At 60.2% G+C, this 17275-nt stretch carries 7 protein-coding genes and 2 tRNA genes; 2 read left to right on the top strand and 7 right to left on the bottom strand.

All coding sequences use genetic code 11. The annotated features are described in order from the left end of the window. The 7 genes from AO242_RS13670 to AO242_RS13640 form a co-directional block, all read right to left on the bottom strand. The coding region (locus tag AO242_RS13670; RefSeq protein WP_099269124.1) for a non-ribosomal peptide synthetase at positions 1–11089 on the bottom strand (11089 nt) is incomplete at its 3' end. Positions 11090–11222: 133 nt separating this feature from the next. Continuing rightward, positions 11223–12209: a TauD/TfdA family dioxygenase gene (locus AO242_RS13665; RefSeq protein ID WP_099269123.1), complete on the bottom strand. Its 987-nt coding sequence runs from the start codon at positions 12207–12209 to the stop codon at positions 11223–11225. 14 nt (positions 12210–12223) lie between these two features. Further along, a complete protein-coding gene (locus AO242_RS13660) occupies positions 12224–12958 on the bottom strand; it encodes a thioesterase II family protein (protein ID WP_099269122.1) in 735 nt (244 codons plus the stop codon). Between the two features lie 3 nt (positions 12959–12961). After that, a complete protein-coding gene (locus AO242_RS13655) occupies positions 12962–13180 on the bottom strand; it encodes an MbtH family protein (RefSeq protein WP_099269121.1) in 219 nt (72 codons plus the stop codon). A gap of 474 nt (positions 13181–13654) precedes the next feature. Continuing rightward, positions 13655–14380, bottom strand: a complete 726-nt coding sequence (locus AO242_RS13650; RefSeq protein WP_099269120.1) for a hypothetical protein — start codon at positions 14378–14380, stop codon at positions 13655–13657. Between the two features lie 486 nt (positions 14381–14866). Continuing rightward, positions 14867–14943, bottom strand: a tRNA-Asp gene (locus AO242_RS13645). A 20-nt stretch (positions 14944–14963) separates the two neighbouring features. Beyond that, a tRNA-Val gene (locus AO242_RS13640) sits at positions 14964–15039 on the bottom strand. Positions 15040–15200: 161 nt separating this feature from the next. Here AO242_RS13640 and rdgC point away from each other — a divergent pair. Together rdgC and AO242_RS13630 are read left to right on the top strand one after the other, a co-directional pair. Then, complete coding sequence (rdgC, locus tag AO242_RS13635; protein WP_027901105.1) at positions 15201–16121, top strand: recombination-associated protein RdgC; 921 nt, start codon at positions 15201–15203, stop codon at positions 16119–16121. A 143-nt stretch (positions 16122–16264) separates the two neighbouring features. Further along, a complete protein-coding gene (locus AO242_RS13630; protein WP_099269119.1) occupies positions 16265–17230 on the top strand; it encodes a bile acid:sodium symporter family protein in 966 nt (321 codons plus the stop codon). The last annotated feature ends 45 nt before the right edge of the window (positions 17231–17275 follow it).

Below are 17275 nucleotides of genomic sequence, written 5' to 3'. Positions count from 1 at the left end.
CGAACTGCACGGCCAAAGCATCCGGCGTTGCAGCGACTTGCTGTTCGATCAGGCTTTGCAGTTGCACCTGATCAGGGAATTCAGCGGCGGTGTCGTTCCAGCCGTGGAGCAACTGTTCGCGCTCAGTCGCGGCCAGCATCGGCAAGTGCGCCAATGCTTGCTCGGCACTGTCACAGAAGCTCAGCAGCAGGCACTCGAAATGCTCACGCAGACGCTCGACCTGGCTGGCGCAGAAGCGCTCGGACCGGTAGCCGTAACGCACATCCAGGCACTCACCGGCACTGGCGACCAGGGTCAGCGCGTAGTTGGTGGAGTCCACCGGCTGATGACCGAGGATACGCAGGCCGTCTTCACCTGCCGCCGAATGCGTGAGTGCGGCATCCATTGGGAAGTTCTCGAACACCAGAATGCTGTCGAACAACGCCTGACCACCACGCCCGGCCCAGCGCTGAATGTCGTACAGCGGGCTGTGTTCGAACTCGCGCACTTCCAGGTTGTAGGCCTGCAATTCACGCAGCCAGTCACCCAGTGCCTGAGCGGCCTGCGGTTGCTGGACGATGGGCAGGGTATTGATGAACAGCCCGAGCATGTCCTCGGCACCCGGCAGATTTCCCGGACGCCCGGCCACAGTGGCCCCGAAGGCTACCCGCGACTGACCGCTGTAGCGTTGCAGCAGCAACAGCCACGCCCCTTGCAACAGGGTATTGAGGGTCACGCGCTGTTGCTGGGCAAACTGCTGCAAACGCTGACTGGCGACGGCATCGAACTGGCTGCGCACCTCGCGCGTCGGTTCGATGACATAGCTGCCCGCGCAGGCAGTCGCCAACAGCGTCGGCTCGTCAAAACCCGCCAGACGCTGACGCCAGAAGCGCTCACCGAGGCTGGCATCCTGCACCTGCAACCACGCGATGTAATCCCGGTAACGCCCCGCTACCGGCGGCAGGCTGCTGCCCTGATAAGCGGCCAGCACTTCACCGATCAAGCGGGCGCTGCTCCAGCCGTCCAGCAACAGGTGATGACAGGTCCACAGCAAGTGGAAGCGCCGCTCACCGAGACGTACCAGTGCCAGACGCTGCAAGGGCGGACGCGTCAGGTCGAAACCGCGTTGGCGCTGACTGTCGGCCAATGCGTCGAGCGCTACCCGGTCGGTACTGCGCTCGCGCCAGTCGAAATGCTCCACCGGCAATTCGGCGTGGCGCAACACGAACTGCAAGGGCACTTCAAGGCCTTCAGTCAGGAAGCCACTGCGCAGCGTGGCATGGCGCATCAGCACCTGCTGCCAGGCCGCCACGAAGCGGGCTTCGTCGAGGTTGTCCAGGTCCACGCGCAGTTGGTTGACGTAGAGCGCCGAGCCAGGCACATCGAGGGCATGGAACAGCATGCCCTGCTGCATCGGAGCCAGTGGATACAGGTCTTCCAGGTTGCTGGCGTCGACTGGCAAGCTGTCCAGCGTGGCCTGATCCAGGCCCGCCAGTGGTGCATCACTCGGGGTCAACGCCGGAGCGGCTTGCAGACAGTGCTGCAACAAACCTTGAAGCTCTGCCTGCAGCACGCTCAACAATTGATCGATCAGTGAGGCGTCGAACATTTCACGGCTGTAGTGCAATTCCAGTTGCAGACAACCGCCGAGCACTTTGCCGTTGAACACCAGCCAATTGCCCAATTGCGCGTCATCGGCATGGCTGCGGCCGACCGACTCTTTGGCCGGGAGGAATGCCGAATCAGTGAACTGCTGGTCGAACTGCCCCAGATAATTGAAGGTTACTCGTGCTGGCGGCAGCTCTTGTAACTGCGCACCCAATGGACTGAGGTAGCGCAGCAAGCCGTACCCGATACCGGCACGCGGCACGCCACGCAACTGCTCTTTGATGGCTTTCAACGAAGCACCGACATCGCCTTGAGGACTCAGGCGCACAGGGTAAAGACTGGTGAACCAGCCCACGCTGCGGCTCAGGTCCAGTGCCGCACCCTGATCAAAAGCATCGCGGCCATGGCCTTCCAGTTCGATCAGCGCCTGTTCGGCACCGCTCCAACTGCACAGCGCACGGGCCAGTGCGGTAAGTAACAGGTCGTTGATCTGGGTGCGGTACGCCTGCTGAGCCGGGCCAAGCAGTTGCCGGGTAGCTTCGCTGTCCAGGCTGAAACTCGCCTGCGCAGCTTCACGCCAAGTGGTCCGGGCATCGCTACGCGTCTGCGGCAACGCCGGAGCGTCTTGCAACTGCGCCTGCCAGTAACCCAGTTCGGCTTGCAACTCGGCGCTGTTGGCGAAGGCATGCTGACGCTGGGTCCAGGCCTGATAGCTGTCACTTTTAACCAGTTGCGCCGGAGCCTTGCCTGCCAGTAATTGACGGTAGGCGCTTTCGAGGTCTTCCAGCAGCACCCGCCACGACACACCGTCTACGGCCAGATGATGAATGACCAGTAACAGGCGCTCGCTGCCATCTTCCAGGCTGACATGCATTGCTCGCAGCAACGGGCCTGCGCTCAGATCAAGGCTGCGTTGCGCCTCGTCGCAAAGGCGTTCCAGGGTCTGCTCGTCATTGGCACGGCGACGCCACGGCAGCGTCAGGTCCAGCAAACCCGGCTCGGCATAGACCTGCCGCACAGGCTGGGTGCGGCTGTCGAAGCGCAAGCGCAGGCTGTCGTGCTGACCGAGCAACCAGTGAAGCGCACGCGTCAGGTTGTCCAGGTCCAGCGGCGATTTGGGCTGCAGCAAGATTGCCTGGTTCCAGTGATTGCGTTGATCACTGTGAACACGCTCGAAGAACCGCGCCTGGACCGGCGCCAACGGCAACTCGCCACTGACGGCCACCGCAGCTGCGGCGGCTGTCACCACCGGTTTGGCCGGGCCGCGACTTTCCAGCCACTGCGCCAGTTGGCGAACACTCTGACGCTCGAAGAGCTGTTTGGGGCTGAGTTTGTAACCCAGCTTGCGGATGCGCGAGATGATTTGCAGGCTGAGAATCGAGTCGCCACCCAGTTCGAAGAAGTTGTCTTCGGCACGCACCGCTTCAATCTTCAGAACGGCTTGCCAGATGTCGGCCAACTGGCTTTCCAGTTCGCTCATCGCCGTTTCCGGCGCACTGCCAGCCTCCACCACCGGGCCACGCGGCAGCGCCTGGCGATCAACCTTGCCGTTGGGGGTCAAGGGAATGCCAGGCAGCAGCATCAACTGTGCGGGCAGCATGTATTCAGGGACTTGCTCCGCCAGTGCCTGACGCAGGCTTTCAGCGTTGCCAGCACTGCTGACGCACCATGCCAACAGGCGCAATGGGCCCTCGGCTTCGCGCTCGGCCAGTACCAGCGCGGCACTGACGCCGGGCAGCGCTTTCAGGGCCTGGGTAATTTCCCCCAGCTCAACCCGGTAACCGCGAATCTTGACCTGCTCATCGAGACGCCCAAGGAACTCGATCAGCCCATCGTGTCGGAGGCGCACCCGGTCACCGCTGCGGTACAGACGCTCACCGTCGATGTGCACGAAATACTCGGCGCTCAACTCGGGCTGGCTCAGGTAGCCATCAGCCAGCCCGGCACCTCCAATCAACAGCTCACCCGGCACGCCAACCGGCAACGGGTTGCGGTACTCGTCCACAACCCGCACGTGGCAGTTGGGCAATGGCCGACCGATTGCCAGCGCGCCCAACGGCAGTTCGGCGTCATGCGCCAGTTCATAGGTCAAGACACCGACCGTCGCTTCGCTCGGGCCATAGTGATTGACGATGCGGCAAGCCGGTGCCAGTTCCCGCACCTGTTGCAACAGACTGCGGTCGCACGCTTCGCCGCCCACTACCAGCAGTTGACGCGGCAGCAACCGGGCTTCAGGCAGTGCGGCGAGCAAGCCACTGAGATGACCGGGAACAATCTTCAGTACATCCACCGCATGCTGTTGCATGAAGGCGGCAAAACATTCGACATCCGCTACATCATCCTGGCTGGCCAGACACAGTCGGCCACCGGAGCACAACGCCCCAAACAGCGTGGTGTTGCCCAGGTCGGCGGCCACCGATGAGACCATCGCCATGCCCTGCCCTGGCTGCAGATCCAAACGTGCCTGAATACCTTGAACGTAGTTGGCCAATGCGCCGTGGCTGACCACCACGCCCTTGGGTTGCCCGGTCGAACCGGAGGTGAAAATCACATAGGCTGCGTTGGTAACATCGACAGGCAGTGACAGTGCGGCGTCGGAGAAACCGTCCTCGCTGCCAGCATCGACCAACAGTGCCGCATCACCGAAGCTGGTCAGCCACGCAGGATCACCGAGCAATACACAACGTGCGTCGCTCTCGACCACGATACGTTGCAGTCGCGCCAACGGCAGCGCCGGGTCCAGTGGCACGTACGCCGCCCCCGCCTTCATGACGCTCAACAACATCAGCACCCACTGGCTGCTGCGCGCCTGACACAGCGCCACGCGGTCGCCCGGTTGCACACCGGCGGCCTGCAAGCGTCGCGCCAGTTGATTGGTTGCAGCGTCAAGCTGGGCATAACTCAACTGACCATCCCAGGCCTGCACGGCAATCGCCTCAGGCCGTGTCACGACCTGAGCGGCGAACCCGGCTAGCACATTGCTGAACGGCCACTGCTGCAGTTCGCCGCGCAACTCGGCAGCCTCGCCCAATGCCGCCAGCGGCAGCTCGGACAACGGACGTGTCGGTGCTTCGCAGAGACGGGCGAGCAACTGGCGGAAGGTCTGCGCGATGGCCGCCACGCTCGGTGCATCAAACAAGTCGCTGGCATAGACAAAGCTGCCGCGCAGCACATTGTCCTGCCCTTCGGCCATGTCCAGCGCGAGGTCGAACCGTGCGCCGTATTGCTCTTCACTGAACAGCTCAAGCCGCAGGTCGCCGGCATTCGGCAGGACGCTCACATCAAAGCCGAAGTTGAATTTCACCTGCACCAAAGGGTTATGCGCCAGGCTGCGTTCGGGCTGCAAGGCTTCTACCAGTTGTTCGAACGGCAAGTCCTGATTGGCCTGGGCGCCGAGTGCCAGTTGACGGGTTTCTGCGAGCAGCGCAGCAAAGCTGGCTGAGTCGTCTATGTGGCACGGTATGACCTGAGTGTTGACGAAGAAGCCGATGAGGCCTTCGGTTTCCATCTGCTGCCGACTGGCCACCGGCACCGCAATACGCAGGTCACGCTGACCGCTGTAGCCTCTCAGCAAGACACCGTAAGCGGCCAGCAGCAGCATGAACAACGTCACGTCATGCGCTTTGGCCAACGCCTTGAGGCGAGTACCAAGATCGCCGTCCAGTTCAAAGCCCAGGCTTGCGCCACGGTAGCTTTGTACGGCAGGACGCGGACGATCGGTCGCCAGTTCGAGCACGATCTGGTCAGTGCCCAGACGCTCCTTCCACCAGGCAAGCTGCCGCGCGCCCTCGGCGCTGGCCAATAGCTCGCGTTGCCACTGGGCATAGTCGGCGTATTGCACCGACAACGGAGCCAGAACCGGTTCGCGCTGCGCCGTGAATGCGCCATAAAGCTCGCTGAACTCATTGACCAGTACCCGGATCGACCAGCCATCGGAGACCATGTGGTGCATGGTCAACAGCAACACGTGGTGATCGTCACCCAAACGAATGAGGCTTAGACGCAGCAACGGTCCCTGGCGTAAATCGAAGGGTTGCATCGCTTCGGTTGCCGCCAACTGTCGTGCTTGCAGTTCAGCATCAACGACGCCAGACAGGTCGTGTTCGACCAGCGGCAAAGCTTGCGCAGGTTCGATTACCTGAAATGGATGGCCGTCGATTTCGTCGAAACGGGTGCGCAGGGTCTCGTGACGCTGTACCAGCGCATCGAAAGCGCGGCGCAGCGCTGCAAGATCCAGTGCACCGCGCAAACGCAGCGCACCGGGCACGTTGTAGGCCGCGCTTTGCGGTTCCATTTGCCAGAAGAACCACAGGCGGCTCTGGGCGGCTGACAGCGGCATGGTGCCATTGCGCGGCAGGGCTCGCAGCACTGAGTGGGTGCTGACCGAGACATCCTGGGCAGCCAGTCGCGCCGCGAACTCGTTCAACCGTGAGCATTCGAACAGGGTACGCAGCGGGCACTCCAGGCCCAGGTCACGCTTGATCCGCGACACCACCTGAGTCGCTAGCAGCGAGTGCCCGCCCAGATCAAAGAAATCGTCCTGACGACCGACACGCGCCACGCCGAGCACCTCACTCCAGATCGCAGCGACCTGGCATTCGATGCCGTCCAGTGGCGCAACGAATTCGGCACCCTGCCCTTGCGGTTCCGGCAGCGCGTTTCGGTCCAGCTTGCCGTTGATGTTCAGCGGCAGGCTGTCGAGCAACAGAATGTGTGCAGGCACCATGTAGTCCGGCACCTGATCGCGCAGGGCCGTTTTCAAGCTGTCGGTGCTCAATGGCTGACCGCTGACGGCAACCACGTAGCCCACCAGTTGCAGGCCCTGCACCGACTCACGGGCGCATACCGCCGCCGCATGAACGCCCGGCAACGCTTGCAGGCGCGCTTCGATTTCCCCCGGCTCGATCCGGAAGCCACGAATTTTCACCTGTTGGTCGACACGCCCCAAATAGTCCATAGCGTTGTCTTCACGCAGGCGAACCCGGTCACCGGTCCGGTACAAACGGCCGCCAGCAGCGCTGAACGGATCAGCAATAAAACGCTCGGCGGTCATTGCCGGACGCTGGTGATAACCCCGCGCCAAGCCTTCACCGCCGATGTACAGCTCACCTGCGACGCCACGTGGCAGAGGCTGCAACTGATCATCGAGCACATACAGGCGACGCGCGCCGACCACTTCGCCAATCGGCGCATACGCCGCGCCGCACTGGGCGCTGGCATCGGCCTTCCACAAGAGAGGGGTGACCACTGTTTCGGTCGGGCCATAGCCGTTGATCAGATGTTCGGCCTTGAGGTGCCGCCGGGCCAGTTCGAAACTGGCTTCGGGCACGGCGTCGCCGCCAAAGCAATAGATCCGCATGCTCGGCACAGGACCTTGGCGAGCGGCCTCCTCGGCCAACTGCAACAGATAAGCCGGAGGGAAAGCCGCCACGCTCACCGAATGGTCACGCAGTTGATTCAGGGTTTGCTCGGCGGTCCACAGCTCGTCACCACGAATCAACACACTGGCCCCGTGCGACAGCGCCGTCAGCCAGCGCTCGTGAGCACCGTCGAACGCAAAGGACATGAAAATCAGCTCACGGTCGGCAGCGCTCATCGCATAACGCTGACCAATCGCCTGGCAATGCATGGCGATTTCACCGTGGGCGACCGCTACCCCTTTTGGCTGGCCAGTCGAACCCGAGGTGTAGATCAGGTACGCGAGGTTTTGCGCCTCGACGGTGACTACCGGGCGCTGCGTCGATTCGCGGCTCAGGTCCAGTCGATCAAGCTCCAGACTCAGCACCCCGTCCGGCAGAGACAACCGGTCGCGCAAGCTGCTGTGGGTCAGTACCCAGTGAATACCGGCGTCCTGTATCAACCACGTCAGACGTTCACGCGGGTAGTCGATATCCAGCGGTACATAGGCGCCCCCGGCTTTCATGACCGCCAGCAGGGCCAGAGGGATTTCCACTCCACGCGGCAGGGCCACACCGACGCGTACTTCGGCGCCAATGCCTTGGGCGATGAGGTGATTCGCCAGTGCGTTGGAACGCGTTTCCAACTGGGTAAAACTGAGCTGATGCTGCGGATCAATCAGGGCTGGGCGGTCGCCCAGCGCCAGACACTGCTCGGCAATCCGTTCGCTCAGCGGGGTAAAAACCTGCACTGGCCAATCGGCGGTGTCACGCCATTCGCTTTCGGGCAGCCATGCCGAGGCTTGCAGCGGCTGATCAGCAGGCTGCTGCAGCAGGGTTTGCAGCAGGCGCCGGAAGTTACTCGCCAGACGCTGCATGCCTGCGGCGGCATAGCCCTCGCTGGCATAGCAGAAGTTCAAACGCAGGCCATCCTGGCTTTCACGCACACGCAACACCAGATCGAACGGCGTTTGCAGGTCGATCTGCTCCAGCGCTTCGACCTGCAAGCCGCTGAGGTTGTCCGCGGCACGGGTTTGCCACTGATAATCGAAGGCCACCTGGCACAGCGGATGACGGCCGTGACCACGCTCCGGGTGCAAGGCCTCCACCAATTGCTCGAACGGCAACGACTGATGCGCCTGTGCCTGCAGCACGTTGTCTCGCACCTGGTGCAGCAGCTCTGCCAGGGTAAGACCCGCAGGCAGCTCGCAACGCAGAACCAGCAGATTAACGAAGAAACCTACCAACGCTTCGCTGTCCAGACTTTCGCGTCCCGCCTGGGTCAGGCCCACGCGCAAATCGTGGGTTGCGCTGTAGCGCTGCAACAACAGATTGAAGGCGGCCAGCAGCAGCATTGCCGGGGTAACGCCATGGCGCAGTGCCAACTGGCCGAGTCTGGCACTCAAATCAGCGCCCAGTTCATCGTCAATGAACGCGGCACGGCGGCTTTGCTGTGGCTGGTAAGGCAAGGCAAAAGGCAGCTCCAGCGGCACATGCCGGGTGCCGAGGCGCTCTTTCCACCACTGCAACTGACGCTCGCCCTCACCGGCTTGCAGTTGCTGGCGCTGGGCCTCGGCGACGTCCAGGTATTGGCGTGACAAGGGCGCGATAGTGGCTTCACGACCTTGCAGACGGGCACTGTACAGCTCGGTGAATTCCCCGAGCAGCAGGTTCAGCGACCAGCCATCGGCCACGATGTGATGCACACACAGCAACAGCTGCTGGCGGTCAGTGTCCAGCTGCTGCAAACGCAGACGCAGCAACGGACCGTTGGCCAGATCGAAGGGCTCAGCGATAAAACGCTCGGCATCGGCACGGGCTTCGATTTCAAGCTCGGCGTCGGCCAGGGAACCGAGGTTGACCTCGCTGAGCGGGACCGCACCGGGCGCGGCAAACTGCAGCGTTACCTCGCCGTTTTCGGACTCGACAAAACGACTGCGAAGCACTTCATGCCGTTGCAACAAGGCCGTAAAAGCCTCCTGCAATACGGCCAGATTAAGCTGACCACGCAGCCGCAAGCGGCCGCCAATGTTGTACACGGCGCTGTGTGGTTCGAGCTTCCACAGGAACCACAAACGCTGCTGGGCAGCAGATGGCAGCAATGGACCCTGACGGTCGAGCAGCGCGACGGGGACGACCGAGTGCTGCGGCTGGCTGTCCAGCGCGGCGACGAAAGCGTCCAGTTGTGGCGCCTCAAACAACAGGCGCAACTCCACTGCGCGACCTTCGCGTTCACGCAGTCGAGCCATCAGTTGCGCGGCCTTGATCGAGTTACCGCCCAAGGCAAAGAAGTTAGCTTCACGCTGCGTCACAGGCGCATCCAGTACCTGCGTCCACAGCTCGGCCATGGCCTGCTCGGCAGCGCTGAGCGGCGTATTGTCCTGCTTCGAGTCGTCGAGCATCTGCCCGGCACGCTGTACGGCATAGCTGGCGACACTGCCGTCGGCCAAACCCTGGCGACAGGCTGAGCGTTGCAGTTTGCCGCTAGACGTTTTTGGCAACGCACCCGGCTCAAGCAGCGCGATCAACACAGGGACTTCCTGAAAACGCTCTGCCACAGCCTCACTGATGGCCTTGATCAACGCCTCGGCAGGCACCAGCTTGCGCACGCTGCGGCCGATTTCTGCCGCGATGCCAATCCCTTCATTGCCATCATGCTCAATGGCGAACGCCGAAACGCGGCCCTTGCGCACCACGTCCACTTCTTCTTCAACGCAGCGTTCGAGATCCTGCGGGTACAGATTCTGGCCACGAATAATGATCATGTCTTTCAGGCGACCGGTGATGAACAACTCTCCGCCGTGCATGAAACCCAGGTCGCCGGTGCGCAGCCAGACACGGCCGTCACGCTCGATGAAGCTCTTGGCGGTGGCTTGTGGGTTGCGCCAGTAGCCGCTGGCCACGCTCGGGCCAGAGCTCCAGACTTCGCCGACACCGCCCTCCGCTACTGGCTCAGTGCTGACCGGATCAACCAGCATCAACGGATGCTCTGGCTGGCCCCAGCCACAGCTGACCAGACGGCTGCCGGAGCCCAGGCGACCGAGGTTATCGGCCAGCGCGCGGGTATCCACCTCAATCTGGGCAATACCTTGACCACGCCGACTGCCGCTGACGAACAACGTGGCTTCCGCCAGGCCGTAACTGGCGAACCAGGCGTTTTCGTCGAATCCGGCCACGGCAAACTGGCTGGCAAAGCGTTCCAGTGTGTCGGGCCGGATCGGCTCGGAGCCGGAATACGCCAGTCGCCAGCAGCTCAGGTCGAGGCTTTTAAACGCGGATTCCTTGAGTCGCTCGCAGCACAGACGATAGGCAAAGTCAGGGCCGCCGCTGATGGTCCCCCGGTACTTGCTGATCGCTTCGAGCCAGCGCTGCGGCCGTTCGAGAAAGTAACGGGGCGACATCAATACGCAGGGAAAGCCGCTGTAGATCGGTTGCAGCAGACCGCCAATCAGGCCCATGTCATGGAACAGTGGCAGCCAGCTGACCATCACATCGTCATCGCTAATCGACAGCCCGTGGCGAATCAGCCGCTCATTGGCCAACAGGTTGCCCTGAGTGACCTGTACCCCCTTGGGAGTCGACGTGGAGCCAGAGGTGTATTGCAGAAAGGCGATGTCGTCGTCACGCAGCGTCGGTAGTTGCCATTGTTCGGCCAGCGCGCTCGGCACCTGATCGACCGCCAGCAGCAGTGGCGACTCACCGTTGCTACGCTCGCAGGCTGGGCGCAGAGCCTCGATCAGAGTCGAATCGGTCAGTACCAGGCTCGGCTCGGCATCGTCGAGAATAGCGCGCAGGCGCATCAAATGCTGCGGGCGTACCGATTCTGGCGGATAGGCCGGAACGGCAATAACGTTCGCATAGAGGCAAGCGAAAAAAGCGGTGACGTAATCTGGACCACTCGGCAGCAACAACACCGCCCGCGCTCCCGAAGCGGCATGCTGGCGCATCTGTACAGCCAAGGCTCGTGCACGCTCGTCCAGCTCCCGGTAACTGAGCGGTTGATCGCCGTCTTCGGCGATGAAACGCAGTGCGATCTTTTCAGGTGTCTGGCAGGCACGCTGCTGCAACACCTCAACCAGGTTGACGGCTTCGTAGGGGTCATTCATGGCATCACCTGTTATGGACGACGGGCAGTGGCCCGCCCGCCGGGGCAGTTCTCAAAAAAAGAAAAAAGCCGCGTCAGCCTTGCCTCAAGCGCTAAAGAGCCAGCGCTAAAAAGCTGACGCGGTAATCAACGCTTCAGGAAAGCGTGCTGACTTGATGACCTTCAGCCATAGCCACCACTACTTTGCGCGGTCCGCTGAATGGCGAGCGGGCGTGGGCAGCCAGCATGTTGTCGAGCATCAGGACGTCGCCGCTGTACCACGGGAAAACCACTTTGGTTTCCTCCAGGACACCGCGCACTTCATCGAGCAGCGAATCTTCGATAGGGCTGCCGTCGCCGTAGTACACATTGCGCGGCAAGTCCTCCTCGTCGACCACCTCCAGCAGGTTTTCCCGTACTTCCTGTGGCAGGTTGGAGATGTGAAAGAGGTGCGCCTGGTTGAACCAGACCCACTCCGCAGTGCGCGGATGACGCGCCACCGCCTGGCAGAGTTGGCGCGTGCGCAGTTCGCCGTCGTCTTTCCACTCGCACTCGATACAGTGCTGACGGCAGTAGGCTTCGACTTCCTGCTGGTTATCGGTGTTGAACACTTGTTCCCACGACACATCCAGACCGTTGCCGAAATTGCGCACGTACATCAGGCCGCGTTCGGTGAAGCGCTCGCGAATGGCCTGCGGCACACGCCGATAGACCTCGCGGCTGTCCGCCACTGGGGTTTCACCGCCGACCAGCGCGGCCTGCACGCAATAGAACCAGATTCTCATCGGCCATTCGCGGGTGTAGGCCTGCTCGTTGTGCAGCGGAATGTGCTGATGGGCCGGATACTCGGTGGACGTATAAACACCGGAGGTCACATTGCTGCGCGGCGTTGAACCGAACTCGTAGTTGAGCAGCGGATGACCAAAGCCTGCCGCGAACTCTCTAAAGCGCTCGGCCCCCCCGACGTGAAAACCACGCAGCAACAAGCCGCCGCACTTTTCCAGGCGCTTGGTGCTCAACACGCGCAAATCGGCGAGCGCATCCTGCAGATCAATGCCTTCGTGGCGCGCCTGGACCAACAACGGCAGGTCGCCGCGAACGCCGGGCAATGTCTCAAAGGTAAACAGTTGACTGGAATCCATCGCGCATTCTCCGCTCAAGCCGTGACCGGCTGTTGCACTGGCCCGACTGGCTGCAGGCGCTCGACCATCAGCTCGAGCAGGTGCGCTTCATGGGCATTGATAAAAAAGTGGTCGCCGTCAAACATCTCCAGGGAGAAGCCTTCAGCGGTTTCGTTCTGCCACGCCGACAAAGCCTCTACCGACATGCGGTCCTGCTTGCCGCCAAACACATGAATCGGGCTACTGAGCAATGCCCGACGGTCATAGCGGTAACGGCCACACAAGAGAAAGTCGGCACGCAGTACCGGCAGAGTCAGGAGCAGCATTTCCGGGTCCGCGAACACCGCCTCGTCGGTTCCGCCCAACTGACGCAAACGGGCCAGCAACTGCTCATCACTCTGCTCTGCCTGCAAGTCAGTGTGGTATTCACGGTGGGCAGGAGCCGGTGCGCCGGAGACGAACAGCGCTCGCGCAGGCGGCGCCCCTTTGCGCCGCAAGGCGTGGGCCAACTCAAAGGCGAGCAACGCTCCCAGACTGTGACCGAACAGGACGTAAGGCAGATCAAGGCGACCTTCCAGTTCGACGGCAAGCTGCGCCACCAGCGCTGGCATATCGGTTTGCAGCGGCTCATTAAAACGTCGGCCACGACCGGGCAACTCAAGCGGACAGACTTCGATCCATGCTGGCAGCGAGCGACGCCAGCGCAGGTAAACCATGGCGCTGGCACCCGAGTAAGGCAGACAGAACAGTCGCAGGGCAGGACGCTGCATGGCTTAACGTGCCTCCGCCTGCCCGTCCATCTTTTGCCGCAGGCTCAGTGGCCGCATGTCGGTCCAGACCTGCTCGACGTAGGCCAGGCAATCAGCCTTGCTGCCCTGCTTGCCCGCCTCACGCCAGCCGGCCGGCACGGCCTTGTAGTCGGGCCACAGCGAATACTGTTCTTGCTGATTGATCAGAACCTTGTACAGCGCGTCTTCGCGATCAAATGCCATCGGACTTACTCTCCTGTCGCCAGCGAATAGATCGGTAGAAGGCCTTTTACGTCAGCCTTCTTACCTGCTTTCCAATAAGACGAAGGGGGGATGAGAATAATTATGATTAAGTGAGAGATTGTTTCAGCCTGTGCCGCAGCCGGCATTGCACCGTGCTGCGGGTGTTGTTGCGACGGACAGTCAGCGCAGCGTGCCGCGCAAGCGGGCGACCCACTCCCGAGCCAGTTCCGGTGTCGAGGCATCGACGGGCAATGCTGGCCCGGCCATCCGCGCGTTCATCTCAAGGGCTTTGGCGGGATCTCGTAGGACCGGCCGGGCATATCACTAAAACCCAGACAACAAAGCCCGCACCAGGCGGGCTTTCTGTTGCTTCAAGCAGTTCAAGGGCCTTGAGGAGGTGGAACCTGAAAACAGGCGTCACCACCCACAATCAAGTTCGACTTTGCTTCCGGCGCGACGTTATCAACAGATCCACTAAAGCTGGGAGAACGCGGCAATCTTTTTCATAAGTACGGAAAAACTCAAGGGTGTCTCAGCCTCATCATCACAACGATTTCTTATCAACGTATACGCATCGACAGCAGGCGACAAAATTTCTATCACACCACCCTTATAGTTCGTTACTTCAATAAAACCACTGACAACACCATTTAGATTTTCAATTTCCAAAACCAATGTCGAAAATTTAAACAGCGCACCCTCTTCATCCGTCCCTGCCCCTGTCGAAGGATTATCAAAGTAAACATTTAATTTGGGGAAAACGTCTCTATTCCATTCAAAAATCGGCAACATACGTACCAATTGCTTGAATTCAACTTCACTCTCACTCCCGGAAAATTCACACTTGAAAATCGGAACGCAGAGAAATAGGCCATCACGCTTATCCCGCAAATCCCCTTTCAAATGCCCGTGATAATCCTTTGGAACAGCTATCGCATGAGTAAAGCCATAACTGTTTTCTTGCAGACTATATAGGGTAGGCTTAACGGGAGACAGAAAATCTGGCAATTGATCCAGTACAGCAGATGCAAACCGGCGGTCATCTACATCTTCAGACCCAACGACAGCATAATGATGAGCACAGTTTTTCAAACAGTATCGAAAAGTTTTCTTTGGAAAATCATATTGAAAAAAAAGATGCCCAGAACTGTCTTCATCGACTACATCAAAAGACTCTAATAAATCCTGCCTGGCAAACATAGTAGATTCTCCTGGTCCTGCTCAGGACCTACATCCTGCCTTTATCCAATACCGCTCGCCGACATAACCTGGTGGGCCGACACAAAAGCGCTGGGACGTTCAATTGGGTCGTCAGAACGTGCCGCCCCATTCTCTTGAGAACAGAAACTGGTCGACGACTTTCTGTTCATCTGCGGCGTTCAGGCTACACGGATCCGGCGCTTGCACCAAGGATGGGGGGACACAATCCAGCAATAGACGAACCCATACGAAAATTGACGCGCGAGTAATCGTAAAAGGCTCTACCTGCTGTTTACTTTGTAGGAGCTGCCGAAGGCTGCGAAGCATTCATCCTGACACACCGCCATCGCAGCCTTCGGCAGCTCCTGCAGATTCCCGGGCTGACGCCTGACCAAATCGCAGGAGCAAAAAACCCAGACAACAAAAAGCCCGCACTAGGCGGGCTTTCTGTTGCTTCAAGGAGTTCAAGGGCCTTGAAGCGGAATATGGCGCAGCGGACGGGACTCGAACCCGCGACCCCCGGCGTGACAGGCCGGTATTCTAACCGACTGAACTACCGCTGCGCGTAACACTTAGAGCGAGTTGGTGGGTGATGACGGGATCGAACCGCCGACCCGCTGCTTGTAAGGCAGCTGCTCTCCCAGCTGAGCTAATCACCCTTCACTCTCGGTGTGGCGCGCATTCTACGGAGCGACCTAACCTCTGGCAAGCACTTTTTTAAATAATTTTTATAATCCTTCCAAAGGCTTAGCACAGGGTTGGCCGCGAGGTAATAGCAGCGAATAATGCCCCACTTTTTACCGAAGGAGAGATTCACCTCATGTGGTTCAAAAACCTGCTTGTCTACCGCCTGACCCAGGATCTGCCTTTTGATGCCGAAGCACTGGAAACCGCTTTGGCCACCAAACCGGCCCGTGCCTGCGCCAGCCAAGAGTTGACCACTTACGGTTTCGTTGCCCCTTTCGGCAAAGGCGAAGACGCACCACTGGTCCACGTCAGCGGCGACTTCCTGCTGATTTCTGCCCGTAAAGAAGAACGCATCCTGCCGGGTAGCGTTGTGCGTGACGCATTAAAGGAAAAGGTCGACGAGATCGAAGCCGAGCAAATGCGCAAGGTCTATAAGAAGGAACGCGAGCAGATCAAGGATGAAATCATCCAGGCGTTCCTGCCGCGTGCCTTTATTCGTCGTTCGTCGACCTTCGCCGCTATTGCGCCGAAACAGGGCCTGATTCTGGTCAACTCGGCCAGCCCGAAACGCGCTGAGGATTTGCTGTCGACCCTGCGTGAAGTGATCGGCACCCTGCCGGTACGTCCGCTGACGGTGAAGACCGCACCTACCGCTGTGATGACCGATTGGGTCACCACGCAGAAAGCTGCCGACAACTTCTTCGTGCTGGATGAATGCGAACTGCGCGACACCCACGAAGATGGCGGGATTGTGCGTTGCAAACGTCAGGACCTGACCAGCGATGAAATCCAGCTGCACCTGAGCACCGGCAAAGTCGTGACCCAGCTGTCCCTGGCATGGCAGGACAAACTGTCCTTCGTGCTTGACGACAAGATGACCGTCAAGCGTCTGAAGTTCGAAGACCTGTTGCAGGATCAAGCGGAACAGGACGGCGGCGACGAGGCCTTGGGTCAACTGGACGCCAGCTTCACCCTGATGATGCTGACCTTCGGTGAATTCCTGCCAGAGCTGTTTGAAGCGCTGGGCGGTGAAGAGATTCCGCAGGGGATTTAAACACCACTGGTCACCTGGAGCTGCCGAAGGCTGCGAAGCAATTTGCCTGTTAAACCGCTTCGCAGCCTTCGGCAGCTCCTACAGTTTTACGTATCCAGCCAGATGACGCCCCCTCCCCCAACCTAATAAGAAAGGAACCCGCCATGCGTGCATTGGCAACCTTGAGTCGTTTTGTCGGTAATACCTTTGCGTACTGGGTGCTTCTGTTCGCCATATTGGCCTTCGTGTTCCCCCAAGCGTTCATCGGGCTCAAGCCCCTCATCGTCCCGTTGCTGGGTCTGGTGATGTTCGGCATGGGTCTTACCCTGAAGCTTGAAGACTTTTCCGAAGTGGCCCGCAATCCATGGCGCGTAGCCTTGGGTGTAGTTGCGCATTTCGTGATCATGCCCGGCGTGGCGTGGTTGTTGTGTCAGGTATTTCAATTGCCACCGGAAATCGCCGTCGGTGTGATTCTGGTGGGTTGCTGCCCGAGCGGTACCTCGTCCAACGTTATGGCGTGGCTGGCCAAGGGTGACCTGGCGCTGGCCGTTGCCATTGCAGCGGTCACCACCCTGCTCGCTCCGCTGCTGACGCCCACCCTGATCTGGTTCCTCGCCTCGGCCTGGTTGCCGGTGTCCTTCATGGATATGTTCTGGTCGATCCTGCAACTGGTCATGCTGCCCATCGTGCTTGGCGTTCTGGCTCAACGCCTGCTGGGTGCCCGGGTCGCCTACGCGATTGACGTGCTGCCGCTGATTTCCGTAGTGAGCATCGTGATGATCGTCTGCGCCGTGGTTGCCGCCAGCCAGGCGAAGATCGCTGAGTCCGGCTTGCTGATCATGGCTGTGGTGATCCTGCACAACACTTTCGGCTTCCTGCTGGGTTACTTCACCGGCAAGGTGTTCAAACTGCCGCTGCCTCAACGTAAATCCCTGGCACTTGAAGTCGGCATGCAGAACTCAGGTCTCGGTGCCGCACTGGCCAGTGCGCACTTCTCGCCGCTGGCGGCTGTGCCGAGTGCGCTGTTCAGCGTGTGGCACAACATCTCCGGGGCATTGTTGTCGACGTACTTCCGCAAGATGAAGGATGAAGATGAGCCGGTGAAGACGACAGCGCCGGTTGTTGATTGATTAGTTCGGCGCAACAGTAGTACTTGATAACTTCTGTTGGAGCGA

The organism is Pseudomonas sp. ICMP 561 (genome assembly GCF_002699985.1).
In the GTDB taxonomy this organism is placed as follows: Bacteria; Pseudomonadota; Gammaproteobacteria; order Pseudomonadales; family Pseudomonadaceae; genus Aquipseudomonas; species Aquipseudomonas quasicaspiana.
Note: the sequence above shows the minus strand (reverse complement) of the source record. Positions and strands in the feature narration are given on the sequence as shown.

Excerpts from the sequence above, each read along its gene's own strand:
- AO242_RS13665 (WP_099269123.1), bottom strand. The coding sequence starts at position 12,209 with ATGGATTCCAGTCAACTGTTTACCTTTGAGACATTGCCCGGCGTTCGC.
- AO242_RS13660 (WP_099269122.1), bottom strand. The coding sequence starts at position 12,958 with ATGCAGCGTCCTGCCCTGCGACTGTTCTGTCTGCCTTACTCGGGTGCC.
- AO242_RS13655 (WP_099269121.1), bottom strand. The coding sequence starts at position 13,180 with ATGGCATTTGATCGCGAAGACGCGCTGTACAAGGTTCTGATCAATCAG.
- AO242_RS13650 (WP_099269120.1), bottom strand. The coding sequence starts at position 14,380 with ATGTTTGCCAGGCAGGATTTATTAGAGTCTTTTGATGTAGTCGATGAA.
- rdgC (WP_027901105.1), top strand. The coding sequence starts at position 15,201 with ATGTGGTTCAAAAACCTGCTTGTCTACCGCCTGACCCAGGATCTGCCT.
- AO242_RS13630 (WP_099269119.1), top strand. The coding sequence starts at position 16,265 with ATGCGTGCATTGGCAACCTTGAGTCGTTTTGTCGGTAATACCTTTGCG.